Raw genomic sequence first — 22,292 nt, forward strand, 5'->3', positions numbered from 1 at the left:
AGTATCTTGAAAAACTAACTAATAGCAACTATGAAATCAATTATGGTGGTGGGGACAACATCCCACGCAGGGAAATCACTTTTAACCACAGCTATTTGTCGCATTCTGTCGCGGCGTGGCTGGCGGGTGGCTCCCTTTAAAGGTCAAAATATGGCTTTAAATGCTTATGTTACTGCCAGTGGTGGAGAAATTGGCTATGCCCAAGCAGTGCAAGCTTGGGCTGCGGGAGTCGTGCCTTGGGTAGAAATGAACCCAATTTTACTCAAACCTCAAGGGGATATGACTTCTCAAGTAATTATCAAAGGTAGGTCTGTAGGGAAAGTAAGTGCCTCAGATTATTACGAGCAATATTTTGAACTGGGGTGGCGGACAATTGAAGAATCGCTACAACATTTAGGAACAGAATTTGACTTACTGGTTTGTGAAGGTGCCGGTAGTCCAGCAGAGATTAACCTCAAACACCGCGATTTAACTAATATGCGGGTGGCAAAATATTTGAATGCACCAACGATGTTAGTAGTTGATATCGATCGGGGTGGTGCTTTTGCCCATGTGGTAGGAACCTTAGAGTTATTGGAACCAGATGAACGCGCTCTAATTAAGGGTGTAGTAATTAACAAATTTCGAGGGCAGCGATCGCTCTTAGATCCGGGGATAAAATGGTTAGAAGAACGTACAGGTATTCCTGTTATCGGTGTTATACCCTACCTGCAAGAAGTGTTTTCAACCGAAGACTCCCTGGATTTGCTAGAGCGTCAATCGTCGTCAAGTAAAGCCCAAACAGACCTCAACATTGCCGTTATCCGCTTACCCAGAATTGCCAATTTCACCGACTTTGACCCACTGGAATCAGAAAGCACAGTTTCAGTAAAATACTTAAGCCCCAAGCAAGATTTAGGACATCCTGATGCCGTAATTATCCCAGGTACAAAGACCACAATCGCTGATTTACTACTGCTGCAAAAAAGCGGTATGGCAGAAGCTATTCAACACTATGCTGCTTCTGGTGGAACCGTTTTAGGTATCTGCGGTGGCTATCAAATGCTCGGTCAAATTATCGCCGATCCAGAAGGGATAGAAGGGCAAGCTGGCAGATTTCAAGGGTTAAATCTTTTACCAATTAGAACCGTAATTACCGGACAAAAAATCGCTCGCCAGCGCCAAGTTAGCTCAAATTATCCACAACAGGGCTTGCCAGTCAATGGCTTTGAAATTCATCAAGGGCGATCGCGCATCGAGCAGCAAGGAATAGACCCTCAATCCTACCATGCCCTATTTGACGATATTAATTTAGGATTAGTGGATAGTTGTCAATCGGTATGGGGAAGTTACCTCCACGGGCTTTTTGATAACGGTCCTTGGCGACGCGCTTGGTTAAATCGCCTCCGTCAACAGCGCGGTTTAAAATCTTTGCCTACTGGTGTTGCTAACTACCGAGAACAGCGAGAGCAGATTTTGGATTCCTTAGCCACTGAAGTAGAAAGCCATTTAGACTTAACTCCATTTTTGTCTTAAGCTGATACCATTTTTAATTTTAGATTTTGGATTGAGAATAGCTTTCTAAATCTAGGTGTAGTGAATTCATTTGTCACAATCATGTTTCAAATTGATATAAGTTGCATAAAAGAAATTGCACTTTTTTTCGTTAAGATGGTTATTTGTCATTTGTAAAGACAAAAGGCAAATGACAAATAACAACTCTTACGAATCAATTTCAAATCAAAAGCGTAATATTCATGATTGTTCGTGTCCACTTTTTACCAGATAATGTGACGGTAGATGCCGAAGTGGGAGAAGCCATTTTGGATGTAGCAGACCGGGCTGGAGTATTTATTCCCACCGGTTGTCTAATGGGGTCTTGTCACGCTTGCACCGTCGAATTAGAGGATGGAGAGATCATCCGCGCTTGTATCACCGCAGTACCGCCACGCGAGAAATTGACGATTAATTTGTTTAGCGATCCCACTTGGTAATTTTTTAACCCTCTAAGTTTAGAATTCAGATAAAAAGTAGAGAAGAAATTTACTAGGTGGTAAATAATGTTGAATAATATGAGCGATCGCACATATTGTTCCCTACTGCCTATTTTTACTATCTATATCAATTAGCTTTAACATTCAGCGCGTATTCTTTAAACCTTTCCAGATCAGCTTGAATCGTCGATTCAACTATCCGTCCCAAAAACAAGTTATCCATAATTTTGCCAATAATGCCGGGGATAGCATAAGAAATACTCATTTTAACAATGCTACTATTGTGGCGATCGTAAAAGCGAATCGCTCCCTGATTAGGCAAACCATCAATCGATTCCCATTGGATAATTTGGTTGGGAATAACTTTGAGAATTCGGGATTGCCAATTAAATTCTAGACTACCGGTTTTTAATTTCCAAAGAGATATATCTGGATTATCTGGCGGAATTTTCACCGAATCAATCCACTTCATCCACCGGGGCATTTGCTCCAAATCAGACCAGAGGCTCCATACTAAATCTATGGGAGCCTCTACTTCTACCTGCACAGTATGCTCTAACCAATCTGACATTTCTCTCTTCTTCCTTTGCGTTCTTCTCTACGAGACGCTATGCGAATGCGTCCTTGGCGGTAGCCTGCGGCAAGCCACTGCGTGTCTACGTTATCTCTTTAAATTCTCCAAAATCACTTTTGCCGCCCGCCGTCCAGAAATAGTAGCACCTTCCATGCTGTCAATATAATCTTGCTGAGTATAACTCCCTGCAAGGAAGAAATTATCTACTGGTGTTTTTTGATTGGGACGATAGGCATCCATCCCTGGCGCTTCTCGGTAGAGAGACTGAGCAAGTTTTACTACACTATACCAAGTCATATTTAGCTCCCGCGACGAGGGAAACAGTTCATGGACTTGCTTGAGGACATGCTGTGCGATCGCTTCATTACCCTGTGCAATAAACGGATCTCCCGGTGTCAGCACTAGTTGTAACAAAGATCCCTGTCCTGGGCGATAATAATCAGCAGGGCTAGTTAACGCTAAATCCGCAAAACACGAAAAATCAGCATCGGCTGTGTACAGTAAATTATCAATTCCAGCCGCGTGATTTAGCTGTTTACGTTGCTCTTTATCGTTGAGTTCTGTTACCCAACCATCGAAGCGTAACTGCACTGTAGCCACTGGTACTGCATCCAGTTTGTAAATATTGTCAAATTCTGACCACTTACGCCATTCCTGGGGTAGGATACGTTGAATTCCTGGAACATCACAGGCAAAAACGTAAGCATCAGCAGTAATAGTTTCGACTGCATCACCTTGGGCAACTGCTATACCAGTGACACGGGTTTGTTCGTTTGACTCTATAAACTGAATTTCTCGCACTTGCCGACGCGTATAAACTTTAGTGCCTCTGGCTTCTAAATATTCCAAAATGGGCTTGTGCAAATATTCAGATGGAGAACCTTCCAGCATTCGCAAAACTGAAGCTTCAGTTCTAACTGCAAATAACTGGAATATGGTTAACATACAACGGGCAGACATATTTTCGCAATCAATAAATCCCAATGCGTAAGCAATGGGGTTCCATAACCGCTTAATGCTGCCATTACTCCCACCATGACTGCGAAACCAATCGGCAAAGCTAATTTTATCCAAGTTACGGATGGTTTTCATCGCCCCGTTAAAGTCTACCAATCCGCGAACTATGGGACTAGTACCCAAAGCGATCGCATTTTGCAATTTATCCTGCAACGATAGTTGGGAAGTCGTGAAAAATGCCTTTAAGCCATTGAAAGGCGCACCTGTAAAGAAGCGAAAATCCAAACCACCAGTGCGCCCCCCTTTATTAATAAAAGTGTGGGTATGTTCCTTGAGGCGTAAGTTCTCTAACACCCCCACTTTCTTCATCAAGTCAAATAGTTGGTAGTAGCACCCGAAAAATACATGCAACCCCATTTCTAGATGGTTGCCATCCCCATCAACCCAACTGCCGACTTTACCACCCACAAACGGACGAGACTCAAAAATCTCTATTTCACAACCAGCATCAGCTAGATCCACTGCGGTTGCTAGTCCAGCAAGTCCCGCACCTACGATTGCAACACGCATTCCGTCGTTCCTTTTCAGTTTCTTTACAGATTGTAACTGGGTTGGTGTCGGAATTTGCTACTTAATATCAACTCTACCAGTATATTAAGGCAAGCAATGTCGATACTCAAACCTCTTTAATTACTTCTTTTAGTCCCCGTAATTGACCAGACGCGAGCAAAACGCGCCTGTATCAGCTAGACAAATTATTGTCCATTGCGGCGCACCCAAAAAAGTATCAGAGCTATTTTGTTGGTGGCAAAGCAGTTATCTAGTAAGTAGTGAAAGTATGTTCTTACTTGTTTACATCTTTGCCATCGTCGGAGACAGGCAAACTTCTAATCAGTTCGCGAATCACATCGGTTGCGGGTCTACCTGTTTGTTGACAATATTTTTCTAGTTTTTCCGCTTCCTGCGTTGCGAGATTAACTGTTATGCGTTTAACGGCCCATTTTTTATTTGTCATTATCATGCTATCTGCTGTATATCTAGATTGTCGAAAGAGTCTAAATTAAAGAGGGAACCGATAAGATTATCAGAATTTGTCTCAGGAAACAAGTAATACCATTAATATTAAAAATTGTCGTTTTGTCAAAGGATTCATAATTTTCTAAAGAAATCAAAAAACTACACTTTATTTGTTACTATTTTGACAGCAAAAACAGCACATAGTTCCTTCTAAAGAGGATAACCCTACTAACAGCATCAGTAAAGCCTGGCAATGAACTTCTATAAATAAATTTGAGATACCGAATGTTGACTCAATCAAGATTTGCAAAATTATTCTCTATCGAAATAATTTGACCATATATCTTAATCAAGTTTGCCAAACCCACTTGGTGAGAACATCTGGTATAACAGATGAAAATAAAGCTTTAGAATCATTGTCAGGCTAAAATTGCGTCTTACAGGCGGCTTCAGGTGAGATATACAGCTTGGAAATAATCACTTAAAAGTAGGCAAATAGGCAAATAAGCGATAGCTCTAGAGCAAACATCCATCTGTATCCATTGCTGTAATCAATAAGCTAAGAGCGACTTAAATAGTTAAGGCTTTTGGCTCACTGCAATTAAAATGATTACTTCACCGTGCTAATGTTGTAGTCATAAACAAGGGTATAAGATTAAGCTCACTGGGTATAAAAAACCAAATCTTTTGGTAAAATTTAACAGATTGACTGTAATTTTACCCAGAAAAATTAACCAAAAATAGACGTGAATGTTACTTGACTGTCATCGATAACAATATTTTACTTTTGTTTCATGTTTTTACACTAAGTCCCCGGAAATATATGATGAAATTCTAGATATTTTTTCTCTTCCCCCTAGCGATATAATTTGTTTGAAAGTCAGTATTGTTTCAATTCCTTGCATTCACCTATTTCGAGGTTATGAAAGTTATTTTTAGCCAATTAATACGCTAAAAAACTTGCTTATTAATATCTAAGCTAAGAGAAAAACTACAGCTAAAAAAGTCTTGCATTAAAATCCCTATTGATTAGTAAATGTAAGCATAAAAGCAATTTTTTACTTCAATATTTTTGTTTGGTGTATTCATTATAGCCATGATTTATGGCCTTTAAATAAACTTTATTTAGTCACTAAAACAACTCATATTTACACTTTATAAAAAAATTACAAAGAAAAAGAGATAAATATAAGCTTTTGCTTAATGATATTGATATATAACAACCTTTAAAGCTCAAAAAGTTGTAAAAAAAAGATTCTGAGATTGAAGTGCGTCGGCTAAATTTGATTAAACCCAACTTGGTAAATGATTAAATAGTAGTTTGTACTTCTTTATACTGATAAATATCCAAATAAAATTACTGAAAAACTATGAGAATATAGATACTTCATGAAATTTAGGTAAAGTTAGCTGTCATCCTGGGATATTTACTAGTAAACCTTCGCAGAAATACACCTAACACCTCAATTAACAAGACTTGGAGAAAAATTAATCCTCTTTTCAAAGTTAGATAAATTTCCGCATTGCCGTAATAGGTGCATCAAATCTATGTACTCTTTAGTTTATTTAGTACTCAGTAATACCCCTAACTTCTCAGCGCTGAATCTGGTTAATACGCAAATCAAATATATCTCAACTTAATTTCTTATAGCCGTAATCCTGAATGTCAGATTACAGCTATGAATGCAACTATTCCAATTTGAGTTGGGGCATGAGTTGGAGAGTGCCAATACCTAAATCTTTCGGTGAAAGCGATCGCGTTTCAAACAAAGCCATCATGTCTCGTAACTGAGGATTGCCACGGGAAGCTCCTGTTAATCCTTTAGCAATGATTAAGCCACAGTAGCCCTTAGTATTTTTACACCTCTGATTCCATTTTTTTCGAGCTTCTACATGAATAGGATCTTCATCTAAAAATTCACCAAATAGGAACAATTCACCATTTTGAGTTTGCAATAAACCCAGATCGTAGCGATCGCCATCGAAAGGATCGGCACCTGGATTAAAGCAAATTGCTCTCAGCCCACCAGCTGCTTCAATTCTTTCAATTACAGTTTTAGCCTTGGGGCGAGAAGTTTGAATTAAAATCACCGGCAAACCGTCACCCACTTGTTTAATTTCACCAGCCTTATGGTAGATTACCCCCTTACGGAGGTGATCCAACATTTCCCAGGACACTACGCCTAAGCTGAGAAAGGAGTCTTCCGGTATCAAGTCATCTTGCAATGATTGGAAGTTTGAGGAGTTAAGGTTATCAATTTCCTGATCATCTTCACCAAAGCCTGCCATTTCCTCTAATTCTGCTGCTAACTGCGGCATTGTAGAGACTGTCACAGCAACAGATTTAGTTGATTCTTCCGACTGCGGCAGAGATATGCGATAGCGACGGCTGAGGGTAGGGAAGATATCCTCATGCAAATGGCGGCGGTGATCGCGAATAAAGCGGATCAGACTTTCGATCGCAACGAAGATTACCAGTGCTTCTTCGTCATACAAAACAGACCGCAGTCCTTCTAAGGGGTGGATATTACCGAAAGTAGGGTCAATTTCTGATAATGGCAGATCCGCCAAATCACTTTCTTCATCATCGTCTTCATTTTCGTCTTCATCAGCACTCTCAAAGGTAAGAAACAGACAATCTTGCTTGAGAAACGCTTCTTCTAGATGCTCTGTTGAGTCTTCATCTTGTAAAACTGCGGTGCGAAACTGTTTTAAAGACTCTTCTGAGCGATAAAACAAAATCCCATACTCCATTCCCAGCATTCCCATGACTGAGGCGTAGAGTGTGCCAACATCCCACTTATTAATCTCGATTGACAAAATTTGCTGTTCTTCCAAAAATTCCCAAGGTGCTGCTTGCCAAATTGCAAATGCTTTCTCTCGCAAGATTTGTGCATACTGTGGGGGTAAGTCAGGGGTTTGACTATCGAGGATGTCAGCGAACCCGCGAAATAGTTCGTCAATTAAAGGCAGTTCTGGTGCGTAGTCAATGGCGATATCCAAATCTTGCAGCACTCCCCGCAGGTAAAATTGGATCTCGCGGTCTTTGACTACAATTCTTTGGGGCCTAGCAGGTCTTGCCGGACTGTGGGGATGCTCCATTGCTCGCATTAAGGTACGAACGATTGCTTCTGGTCCAACATCTGAGGCTACCACGTCCATTCCTCGGACAACACCTTGGGAGTAATCTACCCAAAGAATGCATTCTCCCTTTTCCTCAGAGTCTGAGTGCTGGTTTGGTGATGACAACGGACGGCGATCGCCCTCCCATACAGAAGGAATTTGAGTTAATTTCTTCAAGCGACGACTGGTAGAGCGATTAAAACTTGTCATAGAGTAAGTTAATCAAAAGAAGCAATTTGAAAGTAAACTTTGGGGGATAGCTAGCCTCGGATTAGGTTTTTATGGCTGCACCTGAAAGATAGTTGCTTCTCAGACAAGCCATGCTTGAACTCCAAAAATACCGAATCTCTAAACACACTGAGTCTCTCAATTCTAGAATAAAAACCTTTGGCTGCTTTTAACGGAGTGTTTACAATTTGGCATCTAACGACATCTAAGCCGCTAGAATGAATACAAAAACACCAAGGGAAACCCAGAGGCATTAACAAGCCGATATCGGGTAAAGCTTAGACTAATTAAGGAGTGAAAAAAGCAGATGACACAAGCAATTCAGTCTCAACAACGCGGGATTCTGTTGAGTGAAGCCGCATTGCACCAGGTAAAATCCCTCCGGGACAAGCAAGGCACAGACTTCTGCTTACGGGTAGGAGTCCGTCAGGGTGGCTGTTCTGGGATGTCTTACATGATGGACTTTGAAGACACTAGCAAGATCACCCCGCAGGATGAAGTTTTTGACTATGATGGCTTCAAAATTGTCAGCGATCGCAAGAGTCTCTTATATCTCTACGGTTTAATGCTCGATTACAGCGATGCCATGATTGGCGGTGGCTTTCAATTTACTAACCCCAATGCCAACCAAACTTGCGGTTGTGGCAAGTCATTTGGGGTTTAGCCAAGAGGAGCCGATCACGTGCGAGGTTTTCCAATATTGATTGAACTCGCCTTCAATAGTCAAGAGTCAAGGTTTTCTAACTCTTGACTATTGGCCTATGACTATTGAATCATGGCTAATGACTATTAACTAATGATTATTGACAAACTTACTATGACTCAAACAGTTGAATCCCTGTTTGATACAGGTTTAGAACGCTATAAAGCAGGAGAGGCAGTAGATTCTTTAATCCCTGTATTTAAAGAAGTGTGCGATCGCGCTCCTAAAACGAGTGCCGCTTGGATCTGTTTGGCGTGGTTGTATCTACTCGATAACAAGCCCAACTTGGCTTACAAAGCTGCACAGAAGGCTGTCAAGTTAAATCCACAAGACCCACAGGCTAGAGTCAATATCGCTTTAGCAATGCTGGAAACAGGTCAAAAAGGTTTACGAGAACATATTGACATTGCACAGCAGCTAATTTTTGTCAACCCAGAATGGCGCGATGAAATAAAAAGCAGTATCGAAGACGGTTTAACTAGAAAACCAGATTGGCAGAGTTTGACAAAAGTCAAAAATTGGCTGTTGGAGGAGTGAGAAGTTAAGAATACAGATGCGAGCAATCGCGTCTGTAGAGGAGTGAGGAGTTAAATTTAAGTCGATAACTCTCACTTCTAACTTATCCGTAGCTTAGTTAGCAGTCATAAAATTTTGGGCAATTAGACAACAGGGTAGATGAAAGATAAATTGTTAAATTGGCTAAACACAGTTTTAGTCGCAGATGTTTTTTTAGTTTTGTTTGGCTTTGTCTGGTTAGCGATCGCTGCGATCGGTGATTCTGTGGGAGTAAATTTGGGTTTAGATTTGTGGCATCAACTTTGGCAACCCGTATTTAACCCAGCGATCGGCATCCTCATGGGCGGTGCAATTCTCAGTGGTATTATCAGTTGGGTTTCCAAAAAATTTCTCTCTAGTCAAGAATAAAGCAATTGGGGATTGAAAAGAGACAGAGGGGCAGGGTGCTGCTCTTACTGAGGGGAAAACTATTCTCCCTTGCTCCCTACTCCCTTGCCTCTTCCCCATTCCCCTTGACTCTACGCAAGAATTTGTCTTAGTGCTGACTCTAAATTAGGATATTTGTACTCAAATCCTGTTTCCACAGTGCGCTTAGGAAGGACTTTCTGACCTTCTAAAACTACTATAGCCCCGTCTCCTAAAAGAGCTTCGATCGCAAAAGCCGGAACGGGCAACCAAGAAGGGCGATTCATCACTTGTCCCAAAGTTTGGCTTAAATCTGCCATTCGGACTGGGTTAGGGGTAGTAGCATTGTATATGCCTTCTATTTCCGGTTTAGTTAAAGCTTGCATAATCAAGTTAACTAAATCGTCTATGTGAATCCATGAGAACCACTGCCGACCACTGCCAATGGGGCCACCAGCGAAGAGTTTGAAAGGCGGAATCATTTTACCTAAAGCCCCACCATTGCCCAGAACAATCCCAAAACGCAGAATTACCAGTCGTACACCAGCATCTTTTACCTTTGTCGCCTCTGCTTCCCAGGCTTGGCAGACCTGGGCAAGAAAATCGTTACCAGATTGGCTTGTTTCATCAAAGTTTGCCGTTTCACTAGTGCCGTAGTAGCCAATAGCTGAAGCATTAATTAACACAGTTGGCTTGGGGTTAACGTTGGCTATTGCTTCAACTATTTTTTGTGTGCCTAACTTTCGGCTATTGAGGATTTCTTGTTTGCGTTCTGGTGTCCAACGCCCTTCACCAATAGGTTCTCCTGCCAGATTAACTACGCCATCACAACTAGCTATGACACTTTGCCAAGTACCAGATGTATTTGGTGTATAGGCAACAATTTCTACATTGGGGAAAGCCTCAGATGGAAAAACCTTTTGAGCAAAAGTGGTGTTCCGAGTTAATACTACTATTTTATGACCTTTTCCGTGGAGTTGTTGTACCAAAAGACTACCGACAAATCCTGTTGCTCCAGTAATTGCTACTTTCATTCATTTTCTACCTCAGCCAAACTCTTATTGTAAAGTTTTTGATCGACCTTTCAGCCGACAGCACTTTCTTTGTGGATAGAACAGATGCAACTGTATCAGATGCAAATAATAGCCAAAACCCTGATTCTAAAGTAGCGGCAATTCATTAATTACGCTTACAGCGTGTAGTTTTGCGTAAGTCAGATGTATATCTGGTGATGCCTAATCTCAAAACTCAAAAACTTTGCTTTTTGAATGACTTTCCGTTTAGATGCTTCGGTATTATAGGATGGACGGAGTGTTGCAAGGCGTGGGGCTATTATGGCTCGCTATACCTGTTCGTTTATTGTTTCTGTTGCTAGTGACCATCTGTTGCCGTTACTTGTAGAACTTCTACAGGACTGTCAGTTGGATATTCAATACCATACGGGCGATTACATTATCGCTCGTCAGACTCCTGGTAATGTTCCTTTTCCTAAATTGATCACAGTAGAAGTACTGGTTGATAAATCAAAATCTACTGAAACAGAAACCCGGATGAGTATTGTGATTAAAAATGAAGAACTACCTCTCCAACTAGATAATTACTGCCGACAAATGTTTGAATTTATCAAGCAGGCTATTGAAAGTAGCCGCCATTGGCATTTGATTGAAAGTATTGCAGGATAGCTTTGGTAATTGAATTGACAATCCCACGGCTTTAAGCCGTGAGAGTGTCAAATTGTGGTTGGTAGTTATAATTCAATCTCCCAGATCCTCTAAATCCTCGGCCATACCGGGGTTTATTAGTGTAATGTCGTACTCGCTCGAATCCGTTTGTCCCAAACGCTGAGTGTTTTTTAAAAGGTAATAAATGGCACGGACTTGAGGACCAAAAACGATCTCGTCTTCATTTCTGAGATCGTGGTTTGGTATTTTACGTCCATTAATCATCAAACCGTTGGAACTAGCTTTACCTTTGGCATCGCCATCCACAATCCGGTAATAGTAGCTATGACTATTATGCTCTCGTGGCAATCTCACTAATGTGGCATGGCGGCGGGAGACAAACTGCGACATCAAACGGATATTACACTCGCGGTCTCTACCGATAGAGTAGACGGGTTGCTCCAGAGAAAATTCTTTGCGACCTTGATCGTCTTCAATAATCAGTAGATGGTTTTCATTGGTTTCTGCTGCCATTGACAAATCGGTGGAACTGTGGTTTAACAAGATTTGTTTCGTATCGTACTTTGCCATTTTCGGGCACCGTCAGTCTGTGGTGCTAATCTAAATAAGCTTTAAAATTGCATAATACCTTGAAAGAGTAGAACTTGGTCGTTCTACTCCAGTAGCTATGATAGCTTTTGTAGGTGTCTTAACAGGCTTTGCGATCTGCGTAAAACCTGAATATCGGCTCAGTGTAACAAATAATTACGAATTCGTAATGACGTTCTCTACAAGAAGCAAGCTACGCACAGCGTCTCGTAGAGAACGTCATTAGTAATTACGAATTAAAAATTGTTAAGTTGAGATGGGAATGACTAAGATTTGTTATGGGAAATTTTAGGTTCAACAAAGTATTCTACGAGTGACGAGCTAATCGCCTTAATAATATTGAGTTTGTGACGACGCTAACAGAGCTAAAAGCCATTAATGCAGCAGCACCAGATGGGTTAAGGACAAAACCCAGACTAGGGAACAAAACACCTGCTGCTAAAGGAATGCCAACTGTATTATATGCAAAAGCCCAGAATAAATTTTGGCGGATTTTGTTGAAGGTGGCGCGACTAAGCTGAATAGATTCGACTACATCGTTTAAGCGATCGCGCATTAGGACAATTTCAGCCGTTTCCATCGCTACATCTGTCCCGGAGTGTAAAGCAATTCCTACATCTGCTTGGGATAAAGCTGGAGCATCATTGATTCCATCTCCGACCATTGCCACTACCGAGTGCTGAGTGAGGAGTGAGGAGTTAGGAGTTCCTTTTGTCGTCCCTGCTTGTTGTAAAGACTTGATTGCAGCTGCTTTTTTCGCTGGGGGAACACCTGCTATGACATCAGCACTATCTAATCCTAATTGTTTGGCTATGGCGCTAGCTGCTTCTGGGCGATCGCCACTGAGCAACATTACCCGTAATCCCATCTGACGCAATTTGTCTACAGTGGATTGGGCATCTGGTCTGAGGGTATCAGAAACAGCAATTAGTCCGGCTAGAGTTCCCCCAACTGCTACGCAAACAACTGTTTTACCATCTGTTGCCAAATCCTGTGCTACCTGTTGTGCAGTTTCACTAATTGCAATACCGTGCCAACTCAACCAGTCCCAGTTACCCAAAAGTACAACTGTGTCCTCTACCACAGCAGACACTCCTAATCCTGGCTCCGTGTGAAAGTCCACAGCTTCTGGAATAGATAACTGTTGCCGCAGTGCTTCTTGCTGAATCGCTTTTGCTAGGGGGTGGTGAGTACCGCTTTCTACGGCTGTTGCTAGTTGAATTAAGGATTGGGCATTGAGAATTGGGCTGTTATTCTCTGCCTCTTCCCCAGTTCCCAATTGCTCGATTAACAGACAATCTGTAACGATGGGATGACCTGTGGTCAGAGTGCCAGTTTTATCAAATACCACGGTATCTAACTGGTGTACTTTTTCTAAAACGTCGCCGCCTTTGATTAACAAACCCCGTTCTGCGCCCATAGCAGTCCCAACAAGAATAGCTGTTGGGGTAGCAAGTCCTAAAGCACAGGGACAGGCGACTACCATAACTGCGATCGCTAGTTTTAAACTAATTAATAAAGGGGAGTGGGGAGCTTGATGTGTAGCGTGGCTCATCATCTCCATCTCACCAGACATGGTGATATCAGTCCAAAGATGAGTACCGAAAAAGTACCAAAAGACAAATGTTAATAAAGATGCTGTTAATACTCCGTAGGTAAAGTAACCAGCTACTGTATCGGCTAATTTTTGTACTGGGGCTTTCCGAGTTTGTGCGGCTTCTACTAAAGCAACAATTTGAGCTAGAGTTGTATCACTTCCAGTCCGGGTTGTCTGAATAGCGATCGCTCCTGACTGGTTTAGTGTACCCCCTGTCACCGAATCTCCCGGTTGCTTAATTACTGGCACTGCTTCCCCAGTCAACATGGATTCATCGACCGTTGTTTGACCAAGCACCACTTCACCATCGACAGGGATTTTATCACCTGGCAGCACCTGTAACCATTCACCAACCCGCACCTGTTCGGCAGGAATCTCTACACTAGAAGATCCCACTCCTCCTTTTTCTGGGTTGGCAATCAATCGCGCTACCTGTGGCTGGAGTGCTAGCAATTTCCTAAATGCAGCAGCAGCGCGACCTCTAGCTTGTTGCTCTAATGTTCTTCCCAAAAGAATAAAGCCCAGCATCATGACTGGTTCGTCAAAGAAGCACTCCCAACCCATTTGGGGAAAGAGTAGTGCTACTAAACTAGCAATGTAGGCTGTCAGCGTTCCCAATCCTATCAGGGTGTTCATGTTAGGCGCATTTCGCCGCCAGCCTAGCCACCCATCTACTAAAATCGAGCGACCGGGAATTAATAGCGCCACTGTAGCCAATCCACAGTGAAACCAGATGTTATTTAACAGTGGCAGCACTGAGCTACCAAGATTACCAAAATGTCCACTTCCCGACAATAACAGCAACATTGCAGCGATCGCCAACTGCCTAACAGAAGACCGCATTTCTCGGCGTTGTCGTTCTGCTGGGTCTGGTAAGGTAGATATTTCACCTGCGACTGTGCCCCTAGCTTTTCGGGGTTGAGTTGGAAATCCAACGGCTGTTAATCTCTCTGCTAGTGCATCTGCATCTACCGCACCAGTTTCTGACTCTACAACTGCTACCTCTGTGGCCAGGTTCACACAGGCACTCTTGACTCCTGGATGTTGGGTTAGCTGTCGTTCTACCGCGTTCACACACCCAGCACACTTCATACCTCCAACATCGAGAATAATTTTCTCTAAGATTGGGTCAAGTTCTGGGGCTAGCTTAGTTTTTGGGACAAGTTGCATGGCAAGTGTTTAGATTCGCTACAGAAATTCAACGCCTGACTAAAAGCGTCTCTAATTTGAGCGTAGGCTAAATATGGAACTACGACTGTATGTCAACCCTATTAAATTTCTTAATTTATCGTACTTCGCTAAGGGTCACTGACGACTCCAGCGTAGATAAGTCACATAAATGATAGCTACAACCTGCATTGGCATGAGGACAATCAGGCTTTTCCAAAAATTGTGAATTTCCAAATTAGACATGGCGCTAAAATAGCCAAAGCCCAACAACAAGAACAGTATCCAGATCAGCTGTTTACGTTTGATGGTTAGCATAGCAGTAGGATTCATAATTTTTTAACAAAAAGCTCTAGTTATACCTATAAATCTACACAGAATACACAATAGCTTTCATGAATAGTTACTCAAGAAAGAAGTTTACCCAAGGGGGGAGTTAATAAATTTTCTGCCAGTGCTGCAACCAAATTGCCTTGGGAAATAGCCATAGAGCGAGTCATCCCACAAGTTGGAAATGGAATTCCAGTTAAATGCTGGATAGGACAAACTAAGAATCCTACTCTATAACCTTGGTGATAAAAATAAGTACCAAGTAGGTGTACAGGAGAATCCTAGTAAACCCCACCGAACTAATTTCCCTTCGTATGACAAAATTATCAGATTTAATCTAGTTCAGAAGATAAATAAGCACTAAGTGTTACTGGAAACAAATTCGAAAATCCAGTATTAACAAACTTACATAACTTACGCAAACATTAGCCGAAACCCTTGTTTTCATGTAGATGCAAAACTTTTCCTACAGAGTATTGCCCCTAAAACTTGTAGTTTTGCGTCAGCACTAACTTATTCCCAAGATACACTCAAGATATATAACTTTACAGAGCAACCCAAATGGGAAATCTAAGTTTTTAGAACCAGCCCTGCTTATTCACAAAGTAGGTATTTACAAATTCTTCAGGGGACTTATTCAAATAGATCATGCCTTCGATTAAACCTACAAGTTGCATAATTAACAAGGCAATACCGTAGGTAAAAGAACCCGCTACTACAGAAACCACCAACATGATAAAGCCTTCTGGAGCGTATCCTAGAATAAATTTATGAACCCCAAATCCTCCAAGGATAATTCCACAGTAACCAGCTAGAAGTTGTTTGGTAGGGTGACTGGGGTTGAGATTTGACATATTAAATGCTGCTCCTTGATAAGTAAGATATAAAAATAAAGTCTTTATTGTAATCAAAGCAAATACATTTACTTGCTTAATAAATACATTTTTAATTTTTTCAGTACAAGTAAGCCCCAAAATGACTAAAATCAGCGTGCTTCTATTTTAGAGGAGACGCTAAAATATCTTACGGCATAGCTTGAAAATCTAGCGCTCCTTAATAAATTTTGGTTTGGTGGATTGGATGACTGCAAACTCTGTTGCAGAAGTTTTGCAGCTTTTCAAGTAAGACATTTGGTCTTGAGAAGAATAAATCTCAATAATCATCAAAAACTGCAATACCACTTTTTACAAGTCCATCAGTATTATTTCCGGGTTTTTTTATGATCGCTTCTACTGGTAGTAAAACGCCATTGCACCAATGACAAAATTCAGTTATTGGCTAAAATCACCCGGATAAGAATAAATGCTTAACTAGATATTTGGTTGTCTATGTTAACAGCATTATCTGAATTGGCTTTTCAGCTAGTATTTATGCTTGAAGCCAATTATAACCAGTAAATTGTTCTTACATAAGGAGATAAAATCAGATATTTACATTTTTGACAACAGTATATTTAAGTATTAATTACTACCTAAAACAAATAGGCTTAATAATGTACCACTATTCCAAAGGCTGTGTAAGAGCATAGGAGCAAGGAGGTTGCGCGATCGCGTGTAAACTACCCCTAAAACGATCCCTAATGCTGTCAGGGGAAGAATTTCCGATAAGCTGAGGTGAGCGATCGCAAACAATAAACTACTGATTATAATCGATCCCCATACGGGTAAGTAACGAGTTAGAGAAGGTAACAAAAAGCCGCGAAACAGAATTTCTTCAAAAAATGGAGCAGCGATCGCTGCTGTAAAGAAAAATATACCAAGTGCTACCCCATCTTGGCTTTCTAGGGCCAGTTGCAGCAGGGGGTTACTACCACCCTGCCCTTGCCATAGCTGTTGATTGATTAAAGATACCATCACAACTATAGGTAAAGCCGTACAATAGCCGCCCAGTCCCCACAGAAACCAGTTATTTTTAAGACGGAAGCGGAACCAAAATTCCGGTAACGGAAAAAATGGCTTGAGAGAGAAATACAGCACTAACAGCGCACCGAATGCTACCAATAGGTAACTAACCAAAACAGAAAAAGCCTGAAGTCGCACATCAACAATAGGGCGCGGGATGGGTAACACCGATATCACCAAGGGCACAAAAATTTGCCCCATAAAGAAAAAGCCGACAATAAAAACCTGCAAAACCGTTTCACCATCCCAAGGCGTTGACCAAGGAATATCAGCATTTTGAGCTACTAACGAGGCTTTTCCTTTCAACAAGCGTTGAGCAAATAATAAAATCAGCAATATTAGACCAATTAAAGCCGCCAAGGTAGGAATAGTACCAATAACCGCTAATTTCAACACCGCTTGAGCAGCAGTTTCTTTTTGTGCAGCTTTTACTGCTAATAAAGCATCTTGTCGTTGTTGGAGTTGGTATAGCTGAACCAAAGCACTAGAGCGAAACCAACCTTCTAAATTCTTTTGAATCCGTTCTTGAGCATTTTGGAGCAGACGGGGAGGATTGCTCCACAGTCCACTCAATACAGCTGCGGTTTCTCCAAACTCTGGATTGACATCTGAGCGTTTTTGTAATTCGCTCCAAGTTTTCAGGGCTGTATCCGTCTGTCCTTGCTGTGCTTGTAAAATTCCCAGGCGCAGGTCTAATTCAGCCAGTAATTTTTGTAATTGCTTTAGGGACTGCTGTAACTGTTGCTTTCCTTGTTTAGAGGTTTTAGTAGTCGGAGGAACTTCAGGTAGAGGTTTAGGAGGTGTGGGAGTTATTTCAGATTGAGAGCGTAATTGTGCAAGCTTATTGTTAATTTTGTCCAAATTCGCTTGAACTGACTGACGTGCCTCCTGATATTGCTTTGTGGCGCTTTCTAGGGGTTGCTCACCAAGTATCGCTTCCCGAATCCCTTGAAGATTATCATCACCGCTATCTTCTGATTGCCAAGCTTGGGCCTGCAAAGCAATATTGGTTTGGTACAGTTCCAGGCGACTTTGGAACTGGGGTTCTTGCCAACTACCAAATAAAGCCGAAACTGCCAACAGAACTGCTATCGGCGTTAGCACAAAAATTAAAACCAACCGCTTGAATGTCATCTATCCCCCTTTGACTAACCAGTGGAGAGCGCGTCCCCCTTGGGAATTATCGCAAGAAAAAGTGAGAGGTGGATAAATATCATCAATATAAAGGTTTTAAGTTTCCCATTGCTAAAGAAACTCTAGTCTTAACTCAAGACTTTGAAATTCGATACTGCTGGGCAATGTAATAAAACAAACGATAGTAATCTTGAAATTCTTGGCTTTTGCTTCGTCCCTGCCAACAGTATTTTACTTGATCCTGAGTTAGTGTCAGTGTCATAGAACCTACTCTTTGATCAACTTCTACAACTAGCACCCCAGATACTCCTTGGGCGGTTTGAAAGTTGGGTTTGATCTTTTTCACTGGCTCTTGCTCTGCAACAATCGAATTCAGTAACTGCTGACTTGCCCACCCTCGAATTTCCACAGTTTTGTTTTGGGGCGAAATAAAGGCAATTCCATCACCATTTGCTGGGCCTGCTGAAGAATTCCAGTTACTCGGATATGGAAATTCAAAGCCATAACGGGAGTTGCTATAAGTTTTCCATGCGATCGCTCCAGCGTTAAAATCGTTTGCAGTACAACCCCACAAAATTATTAACAGGGCAATAACCCCGCTAACGCTGGCAGCAAACCGATAAATTCTTCGTCCCAAACTACAGATTTTATTCGCAGTAGCCATTTACATTACATATTTTGCCAAAGTCACTGATTTTATAGAAATACCAGAAACTCAGATCAATACCTTGCACTGAAAGAGCGCTCATTAAAAATTAAATATTCTTTCAGGATATTTACCATTCTCTTTTGACTCCTCGGTAGAGAAGCTTATAAAGAGTGCTTTATCACACAATTTATGTACAGTGCATCTCAGACAGCCGAGCTAACTTTGGAGCTTTTTCACTTCCAAACCAACACATCTTTGCAATTTCCACCAAATCTTTCTGTAATTTGCATTGGTAAGCCAAACGACCAAAAAATACCAGATATTGATATCTCTGGTTTACCAGATTCGGATGTGGCATCTCGCATCCACGCACAAATTTGGGTGAATGGGGACGAATACCATATTACCGATTTGGGCAGTTCTAATGGTACATACATTAACGGTGCGAAACTTAAACCTCAAGTTTTTTGCCCACTGCATGTAGGAGACAGAGTTTCCTTTGGGCAGGGAGACAAAATAACTTTTATGCTTAGGGTGCAGCAACACTCTGCATCTACCGCAAAAAATCCTACACCAAATTCCGCGCCGACGAAAATTACAGCGCCTAACATCGGCAAAGAAGAGGAACAAGTAATCTTTGCTAGTAAGCTTATCGGCTTAGGGCTAATCCTAGCAGGCATTACATTTTTAAGTACAAGTATTTATGTGAGCGTTTACTTACGCAGCACACCTGGAATTTTGCTGTGTATGGGAGGTGTAGTAGCTCTAAATTGGGGTGGGCACGATAATCGGAAGCTAGGATGGGTTTTGATTGGAATCGGAATTGCTCTATTCATCGCCAGTGGTGTTGTAATCGGCTCTGTGTCTCTTTTCTCTATGCTAGTGTCATTCGCTGGCATCTCCTGTGGATATCAGTTGTTTACAACCGGAAAGGTGTTCAACTTTAATCCGCTTACACTCCAAATAGTTAAAAAATAGGCCAAGTTAGGGAATCATTAATTAGCGATCGCTAATTTCCATTGAGGTTTCAGGATTTGAATCCTAAGCCATGATTAACTTCGAAGAGGTTTGTCGTGAGGGATTTATCACTCAATAAATAGCATTTCAGCTCCTAATGTGAATAAATGTAACAAAAGTAGCGTCAAAACGTTTTGCTGTCTTGACAACCAATAGAAGAACCGATAAGTTGATATACATACCCGGGTAAGACCGTTAAAGAGTTATATGCAAACGCAAACTAAGCAAAAGGTTACTTTGTATTTATCGCCAGAGTTGCACAGAAAACTGAAGATTCGTTCAGCAGTTGATTCCGAACCAATGTCAGAACTTGCCGAACGTGCCCTTGGTTTTTACCTATCTAATCAAGAATTGGTTGACGAGTTAGAAGATTCTTCTTATGGGCGGACTCATAGAGTTTATTCATGCCCAACTTGTGATAGCTCGCTAGTCTTACGTGATGGGGAACTGGTTACTTTGGGCAATCAACCAGGAGTAGTCGGTCAAGAGCATCTTTCCATTGATGATATTGATGGAGATGAAACCAACCCCAAGGGTGAGGAAGAGTTAGTTCCTTGCTAGATAGATAGGAATTATGGATTATTCATTCATGATTCGGTTGTCTTTACCAGAAGCAATGTCTCTACTGTCTCTATAAGGTCTCAAGTAGGTCGAAGTATGAAAGAAGAGCTCAATATCCTAATTCAAGCTCAATACCCTTTAATCTACCTTGTGACCTCCGAGGAAGAGCGGGCCGAGCAAGCAGTTTCCACAATCGCCCAGTTGTTGAAGCCCCAGCGCCGAGTATTTGTTTGGACAGTGACCCACGGGATTGTGGAATATGGTCAACCCCGGAATGTCACCCAACATAATACCGTTTCTCCAGAGGCGGCGATTGAGTGGATAATCCGGCAGAAAGAACCGAGTATATTTATTCTTAAAGATTTACACCCCTTTATTGATGCGCCTGCAACAAATAGATCGTTACGTGATGCGATCGCTAGCTTTAAAGGTACGCAAAAGAACATCATTTTGATGTCCCCGATGCAACAAGTGCCTATAGAGTTGGAAAAAGAAGTTGTTGTTATAGATTTTACACTGCCAGATATGGCAGAGTTAAATAAAGTACTGACTCAGCACGTAGACCAAAATCGTGGTCGGCGGTTGACAACAGAGGCTAGAGAAAAGCTCCTCAGAGCAGCTTTAGGTCTAACTAAAGATGAAGCTGAGAAAGTCTACCGAAAGGCGCAGGTAACTACAGGTCGTTTGACGGAAGATGAAGTAGATATCGTTTTATCTGAGAAAAAGCAACTAATTCGGCGCAATGGAATCTTAGAATACATTGAAGAAGATGAAACCATTGATGCAGTAGGTGGCTTAGAAGAGTTAAAAAGATGGCTCAAGCAACGCTCTAACGCTTTCACAGAAAGAGCAAGAGAGTATGGTTTGCCTCAACCAAAGGGGATGTTAATTCTCGGTGTTCCCGGTTGCGGTAAGTCATTGATTGCTAAAACTACCTCCCGGCTGTGGGGTTTACCACTGCTGCGGTTAGATATGGGCCGAGTCTACGACGGCTCAATGGTGGGACGAAGTGAAGCAAACTTGCGGAACGCCCTAAAAACAGCAGAATCTATTTCCCCAGCGATTTTGTTTATCGATGAATTGGATAAATCCTTTGCTGGTAGTGGAGGTTCTTCTGATTCTGATGGGGGAACATCAAGCAGAATCTTCGGCTCTTTCCTCACATGGATGCAAGATAAGAAATCACCAGTGTTCGTGATGGCAACTGCCAACAGAGTAGAACGCTTACCTGGGGAGTTCTTGAGGAAAGGACGCTTTGATGAAATTTTCTTTGTCGATCTGCCAACACCGGAAGAACGGCAACACATTTTTAATATTCATCTGACCAAGCGCCGTGAAGACATCTCTAGATTCGATCTTGAGCAACTAGCCAAGATGTCTGATGGCTTTTCTGGGGCAGAAGTTGAGCAAGCGATCGTTGCGGCAATGTATGAAGCTTTTGCCCAAGATCGGGAGTTCACCCAACTAGATATTATTGCTGCACTGAAGGCAACATTGCCGCTGTCTCGAACGATGCAAGAACAAGTAACGGCTCTGAGAGATTGGGCCAGACAGCGCGCACGCCCCGCAGCATCCTCCGTAGCTGAATATCAGCGAATGGAGTTTTAAAAGCTTTCCTCTGCCATCCCAGGGGGAAAGGCTAGCTCTGAATGCTAGCAGTTATAAGAAAAAGCCGCATCCTGCTAAGAGCGGCTTCGCCCGAAACAAACCGTTGTCGTTTTTCTCAATCTTCTCATTGGAGGAAACCCAAATGTCTCACTTTAGCACCCTGCGTACCAAGATCACCGATGCCGAAATCCTCAAAGCTTCTTTGCGCGACCTCGGTATCAGCGTAAAGACTGAAGCTGATGTCCGTGGTTATAACGGTCAGCGCGTCCGTTCTGACATCGTTGCTATGTTAGATGGCGAATATGACCTCGGCTGGTCTCGCAACAGCGATGGTTCCTTTGACCTAATTGCTGACCTGTGGGGCGTTGCTAAGAAGCACAACCAAACCGAGTTGATCAACTCAATCAACCAAAAGTATGCCGTTAACAAAACTTTGGCTGAAGTAAAACAGCGCGGTCTGCAAAACGCCAACGTGAAGTTGGTATTGCAATAACAATTTCTCTGCGCGTTCCCAAAGCTGCACGGGTTAACCATATAAATAGCGGTTAGCCCGCTTTTTTAT

22 protein-coding genes are annotated in these 22,292 nt (G+C 41.9%); 10 read left to right on the top strand and 12 right to left on the bottom strand.

Going from position 1 to position 22,292, the window contains the following annotated elements:
* Positions 1-30: 30 nt before the first annotated feature.
* Together cobQ and IQ274_RS25595 are read left to right on the top strand one after the other, a co-directional pair.
* On the top strand, positions 31-1,515 hold the full coding sequence (gene cobQ / locus IQ274_RS25590) for a cobyric acid synthase CobQ (protein ID WP_012407297.1): 1,485 nt from the start codon (positions 31-33) through the stop codon (positions 1,513-1,515).
* Between the two features lie 221 nt (positions 1,516-1,736).
* Positions 1,737-1,973 carry a 2Fe-2S iron-sulfur cluster-binding protein gene (locus IQ274_RS25595; RefSeq protein WP_194143864.1) on the top strand — a complete coding sequence of 79 codons (237 nt, stop codon included), beginning with the start codon at positions 1,737-1,739 and terminating at the stop codon, positions 1,971-1,973.
* Between the two features lie 127 nt (positions 1,974-2,100).
* On the opposite strand, the gene IQ274_RS25600 is transcribed toward IQ274_RS25595, so the two are convergent.
* The 4 genes from IQ274_RS25600 to IQ274_RS25615 all read right to left on the bottom strand — a co-directional run bounded on the left by IQ274_RS25600 (position 2,101) and on the right by IQ274_RS25615 (position 7,854).
* Complete coding sequence (locus IQ274_RS25600; RefSeq protein WP_163938433.1) at positions 2,101-2,544, bottom strand: SRPBCC family protein; 444 nt, start codon at positions 2,542-2,544, stop codon at positions 2,101-2,103.
* A gap of 90 nt (positions 2,545-2,634) precedes the next feature.
* Positions 2,635-4,074 carry a 9,9'-di-cis-zeta-carotene desaturase gene (zds, locus tag IQ274_RS25605; protein WP_194143865.1) on the bottom strand — a complete coding sequence of 480 codons (1,440 nt, stop codon included), beginning with the start codon at positions 4,072-4,074 and terminating at the stop codon, positions 2,635-2,637.
* 274 nt (positions 4,075-4,348) lie between these two features.
* Positions 4,349-4,525, bottom strand: coding sequence for a CopG family transcriptional regulator (locus IQ274_RS25610; RefSeq protein ID WP_174710394.1), 177 nt, complete (start codon positions 4,523-4,525; stop codon positions 4,349-4,351).
* Positions 4,526-6,210: 1,685 nt separating this feature from the next.
* Complete coding sequence (locus IQ274_RS25615) at positions 6,211-7,854, bottom strand: DUF6930 domain-containing protein (protein WP_194143866.1); 1,644 nt, start codon at positions 7,852-7,854, stop codon at positions 6,211-6,213.
* Between the two features lie 325 nt (positions 7,855-8,179).
* Here IQ274_RS25615 and IQ274_RS25620 point away from each other — a divergent pair, with 325 nt between their 5' ends.
* The 3 genes from IQ274_RS25620 (at position 8,180) to IQ274_RS25630 (ending at position 9,499) form a co-directional block, all read left to right on the top strand.
* The gene (locus IQ274_RS25620; RefSeq protein ID WP_012407303.1) at positions 8,180-8,536 is read left to right on the top strand and encodes an iron-sulfur cluster assembly accessory protein; all 357 of its coding nucleotides are present in this window, start codon (positions 8,180-8,182) and stop codon (positions 8,534-8,536) included.
* A gap of 153 nt (positions 8,537-8,689) precedes the next feature.
* Positions 8,690-9,112, top strand: a complete 423-nt coding sequence (locus tag IQ274_RS25625; protein ID WP_163928719.1) for a tetratricopeptide repeat protein — start codon at positions 8,690-8,692, stop codon at positions 9,110-9,112.
* Positions 9,113-9,250: 138 nt separating this feature from the next.
* Positions 9,251-9,499, top strand: a complete 249-nt coding sequence (locus IQ274_RS25630) for a hypothetical protein (protein WP_012407305.1) — start codon at positions 9,251-9,253, stop codon at positions 9,497-9,499.
* A gap of 110 nt (positions 9,500-9,609) precedes the next feature.
* Here IQ274_RS25630 and IQ274_RS25635 read toward each other — a convergent pair whose 3' ends face one another.
* Complete coding sequence (locus tag IQ274_RS25635) at positions 9,610-10,530, bottom strand: TIGR01777 family oxidoreductase (RefSeq protein WP_163928720.1); 921 nt, start codon at positions 10,528-10,530, stop codon at positions 9,610-9,612.
* 300 nt (positions 10,531-10,830) lie between these two features.
* On the opposite strand from IQ274_RS25635, the gene IQ274_RS25640 reads away from it, so the two are divergent.
* Positions 10,831-11,178, top strand: coding sequence for a hypothetical protein (locus tag IQ274_RS25640; protein ID WP_012407307.1), 348 nt, complete (start codon positions 10,831-10,833; stop codon positions 11,176-11,178).
* Positions 11,179-11,250: 72 nt separating this feature from the next.
* On the opposite strand, the gene IQ274_RS25645 is transcribed toward IQ274_RS25640, so the two are convergent.
* The 7 genes from IQ274_RS25645 to IQ274_RS25675 all read right to left on the bottom strand — a co-directional run bounded on the left by IQ274_RS25645 (position 11,251) and on the right by IQ274_RS25675 (position 18,559).
* Positions 11,251-11,748, bottom strand: coding sequence for an FHA domain-containing protein (locus IQ274_RS25645; RefSeq protein WP_163928721.1), 498 nt, complete (start codon positions 11,746-11,748; stop codon positions 11,251-11,253).
* Between the two features lie 325 nt (positions 11,749-12,073).
* On the bottom strand, positions 12,074-14,533 hold the full coding sequence (locus IQ274_RS25650) for a heavy metal translocating P-type ATPase (protein WP_194143867.1): 2,460 nt from the start codon (positions 14,531-14,533) through the stop codon (positions 12,074-12,076).
* Positions 14,534-14,668: 135 nt separating this feature from the next.
* Positions 14,669-14,863, bottom strand: coding sequence for a hypothetical protein (locus IQ274_RS25655; protein WP_228058364.1), 195 nt, complete (start codon positions 14,861-14,863; stop codon positions 14,669-14,671).
* Positions 14,864-14,937: 74 nt separating this feature from the next.
* Positions 14,938-15,030 (bottom strand): hypothetical protein, encoded by a 93-nt coding sequence (locus IQ274_RS37480; RefSeq protein ID WP_322745331.1) that lies wholly within the window; start codon positions 15,028-15,030, stop codon positions 14,938-14,940.
* Between the two features lie 408 nt (positions 15,031-15,438).
* Entirely contained in the window at positions 15,439-15,714 is a 276-nt protein-coding gene (locus IQ274_RS25665) for a TM2 domain-containing protein (protein ID WP_114084755.1), read from the bottom strand.
* A gap of 606 nt (positions 15,715-16,320) precedes the next feature.
* Positions 16,321-17,895 (bottom strand): CPBP family intramembrane glutamic endopeptidase, encoded by a 1,575-nt coding sequence (locus IQ274_RS25670; RefSeq protein ID WP_194143868.1) that lies wholly within the window; start codon positions 17,893-17,895, stop codon positions 16,321-16,323.
* A gap of 133 nt (positions 17,896-18,028) precedes the next feature.
* Positions 18,029-18,559, bottom strand: coding sequence for a hypothetical protein (locus IQ274_RS25675; RefSeq protein WP_194143869.1), 531 nt, complete (start codon positions 18,557-18,559; stop codon positions 18,029-18,031).
* 174 nt (positions 18,560-18,733) lie between these two features.
* On the opposite strand from IQ274_RS25675, the gene IQ274_RS25680 reads away from it, so the two are divergent.
* The 4 genes from IQ274_RS25680 (at position 18,734) to IQ274_RS25695 (ending at position 22,223) form a co-directional block, all read left to right on the top strand.
* The gene (locus IQ274_RS25680; protein WP_194143870.1) at positions 18,734-19,522 is read left to right on the top strand and encodes an FHA domain-containing protein; all 789 of its coding nucleotides are present in this window, start codon (positions 18,734-18,736) and stop codon (positions 19,520-19,522) included.
* A 246-nt stretch (positions 19,523-19,768) separates the two neighbouring features.
* Complete coding sequence (locus IQ274_RS25685; RefSeq protein ID WP_163928726.1) at positions 19,769-20,122, top strand: hypothetical protein; 354 nt, start codon at positions 19,769-19,771, stop codon at positions 20,120-20,122.
* A gap of 96 nt (positions 20,123-20,218) precedes the next feature.
* Entirely contained in the window at positions 20,219-21,730 is a 1,512-nt protein-coding gene (locus tag IQ274_RS25690) for an AAA family ATPase (protein ID WP_012407316.1), read from the top strand.
* A 142-nt stretch (positions 21,731-21,872) separates the two neighbouring features.
* Complete coding sequence (locus tag IQ274_RS25695) at positions 21,873-22,223, top strand: DUF1257 domain-containing protein (RefSeq protein WP_012407317.1); 351 nt, start codon at positions 21,873-21,875, stop codon at positions 22,221-22,223.
* The last annotated feature ends 69 nt before the right edge of the window (positions 22,224-22,292 follow it).

Origin of the sequence: Nostoc sp. LEGE 12447 (assembly GCF_015206985.1) — a bacterium.
Taxonomy (GTDB): domain Bacteria; phylum Cyanobacteriota; class Cyanobacteriia; order Cyanobacteriales; family Nostocaceae; genus Nostoc.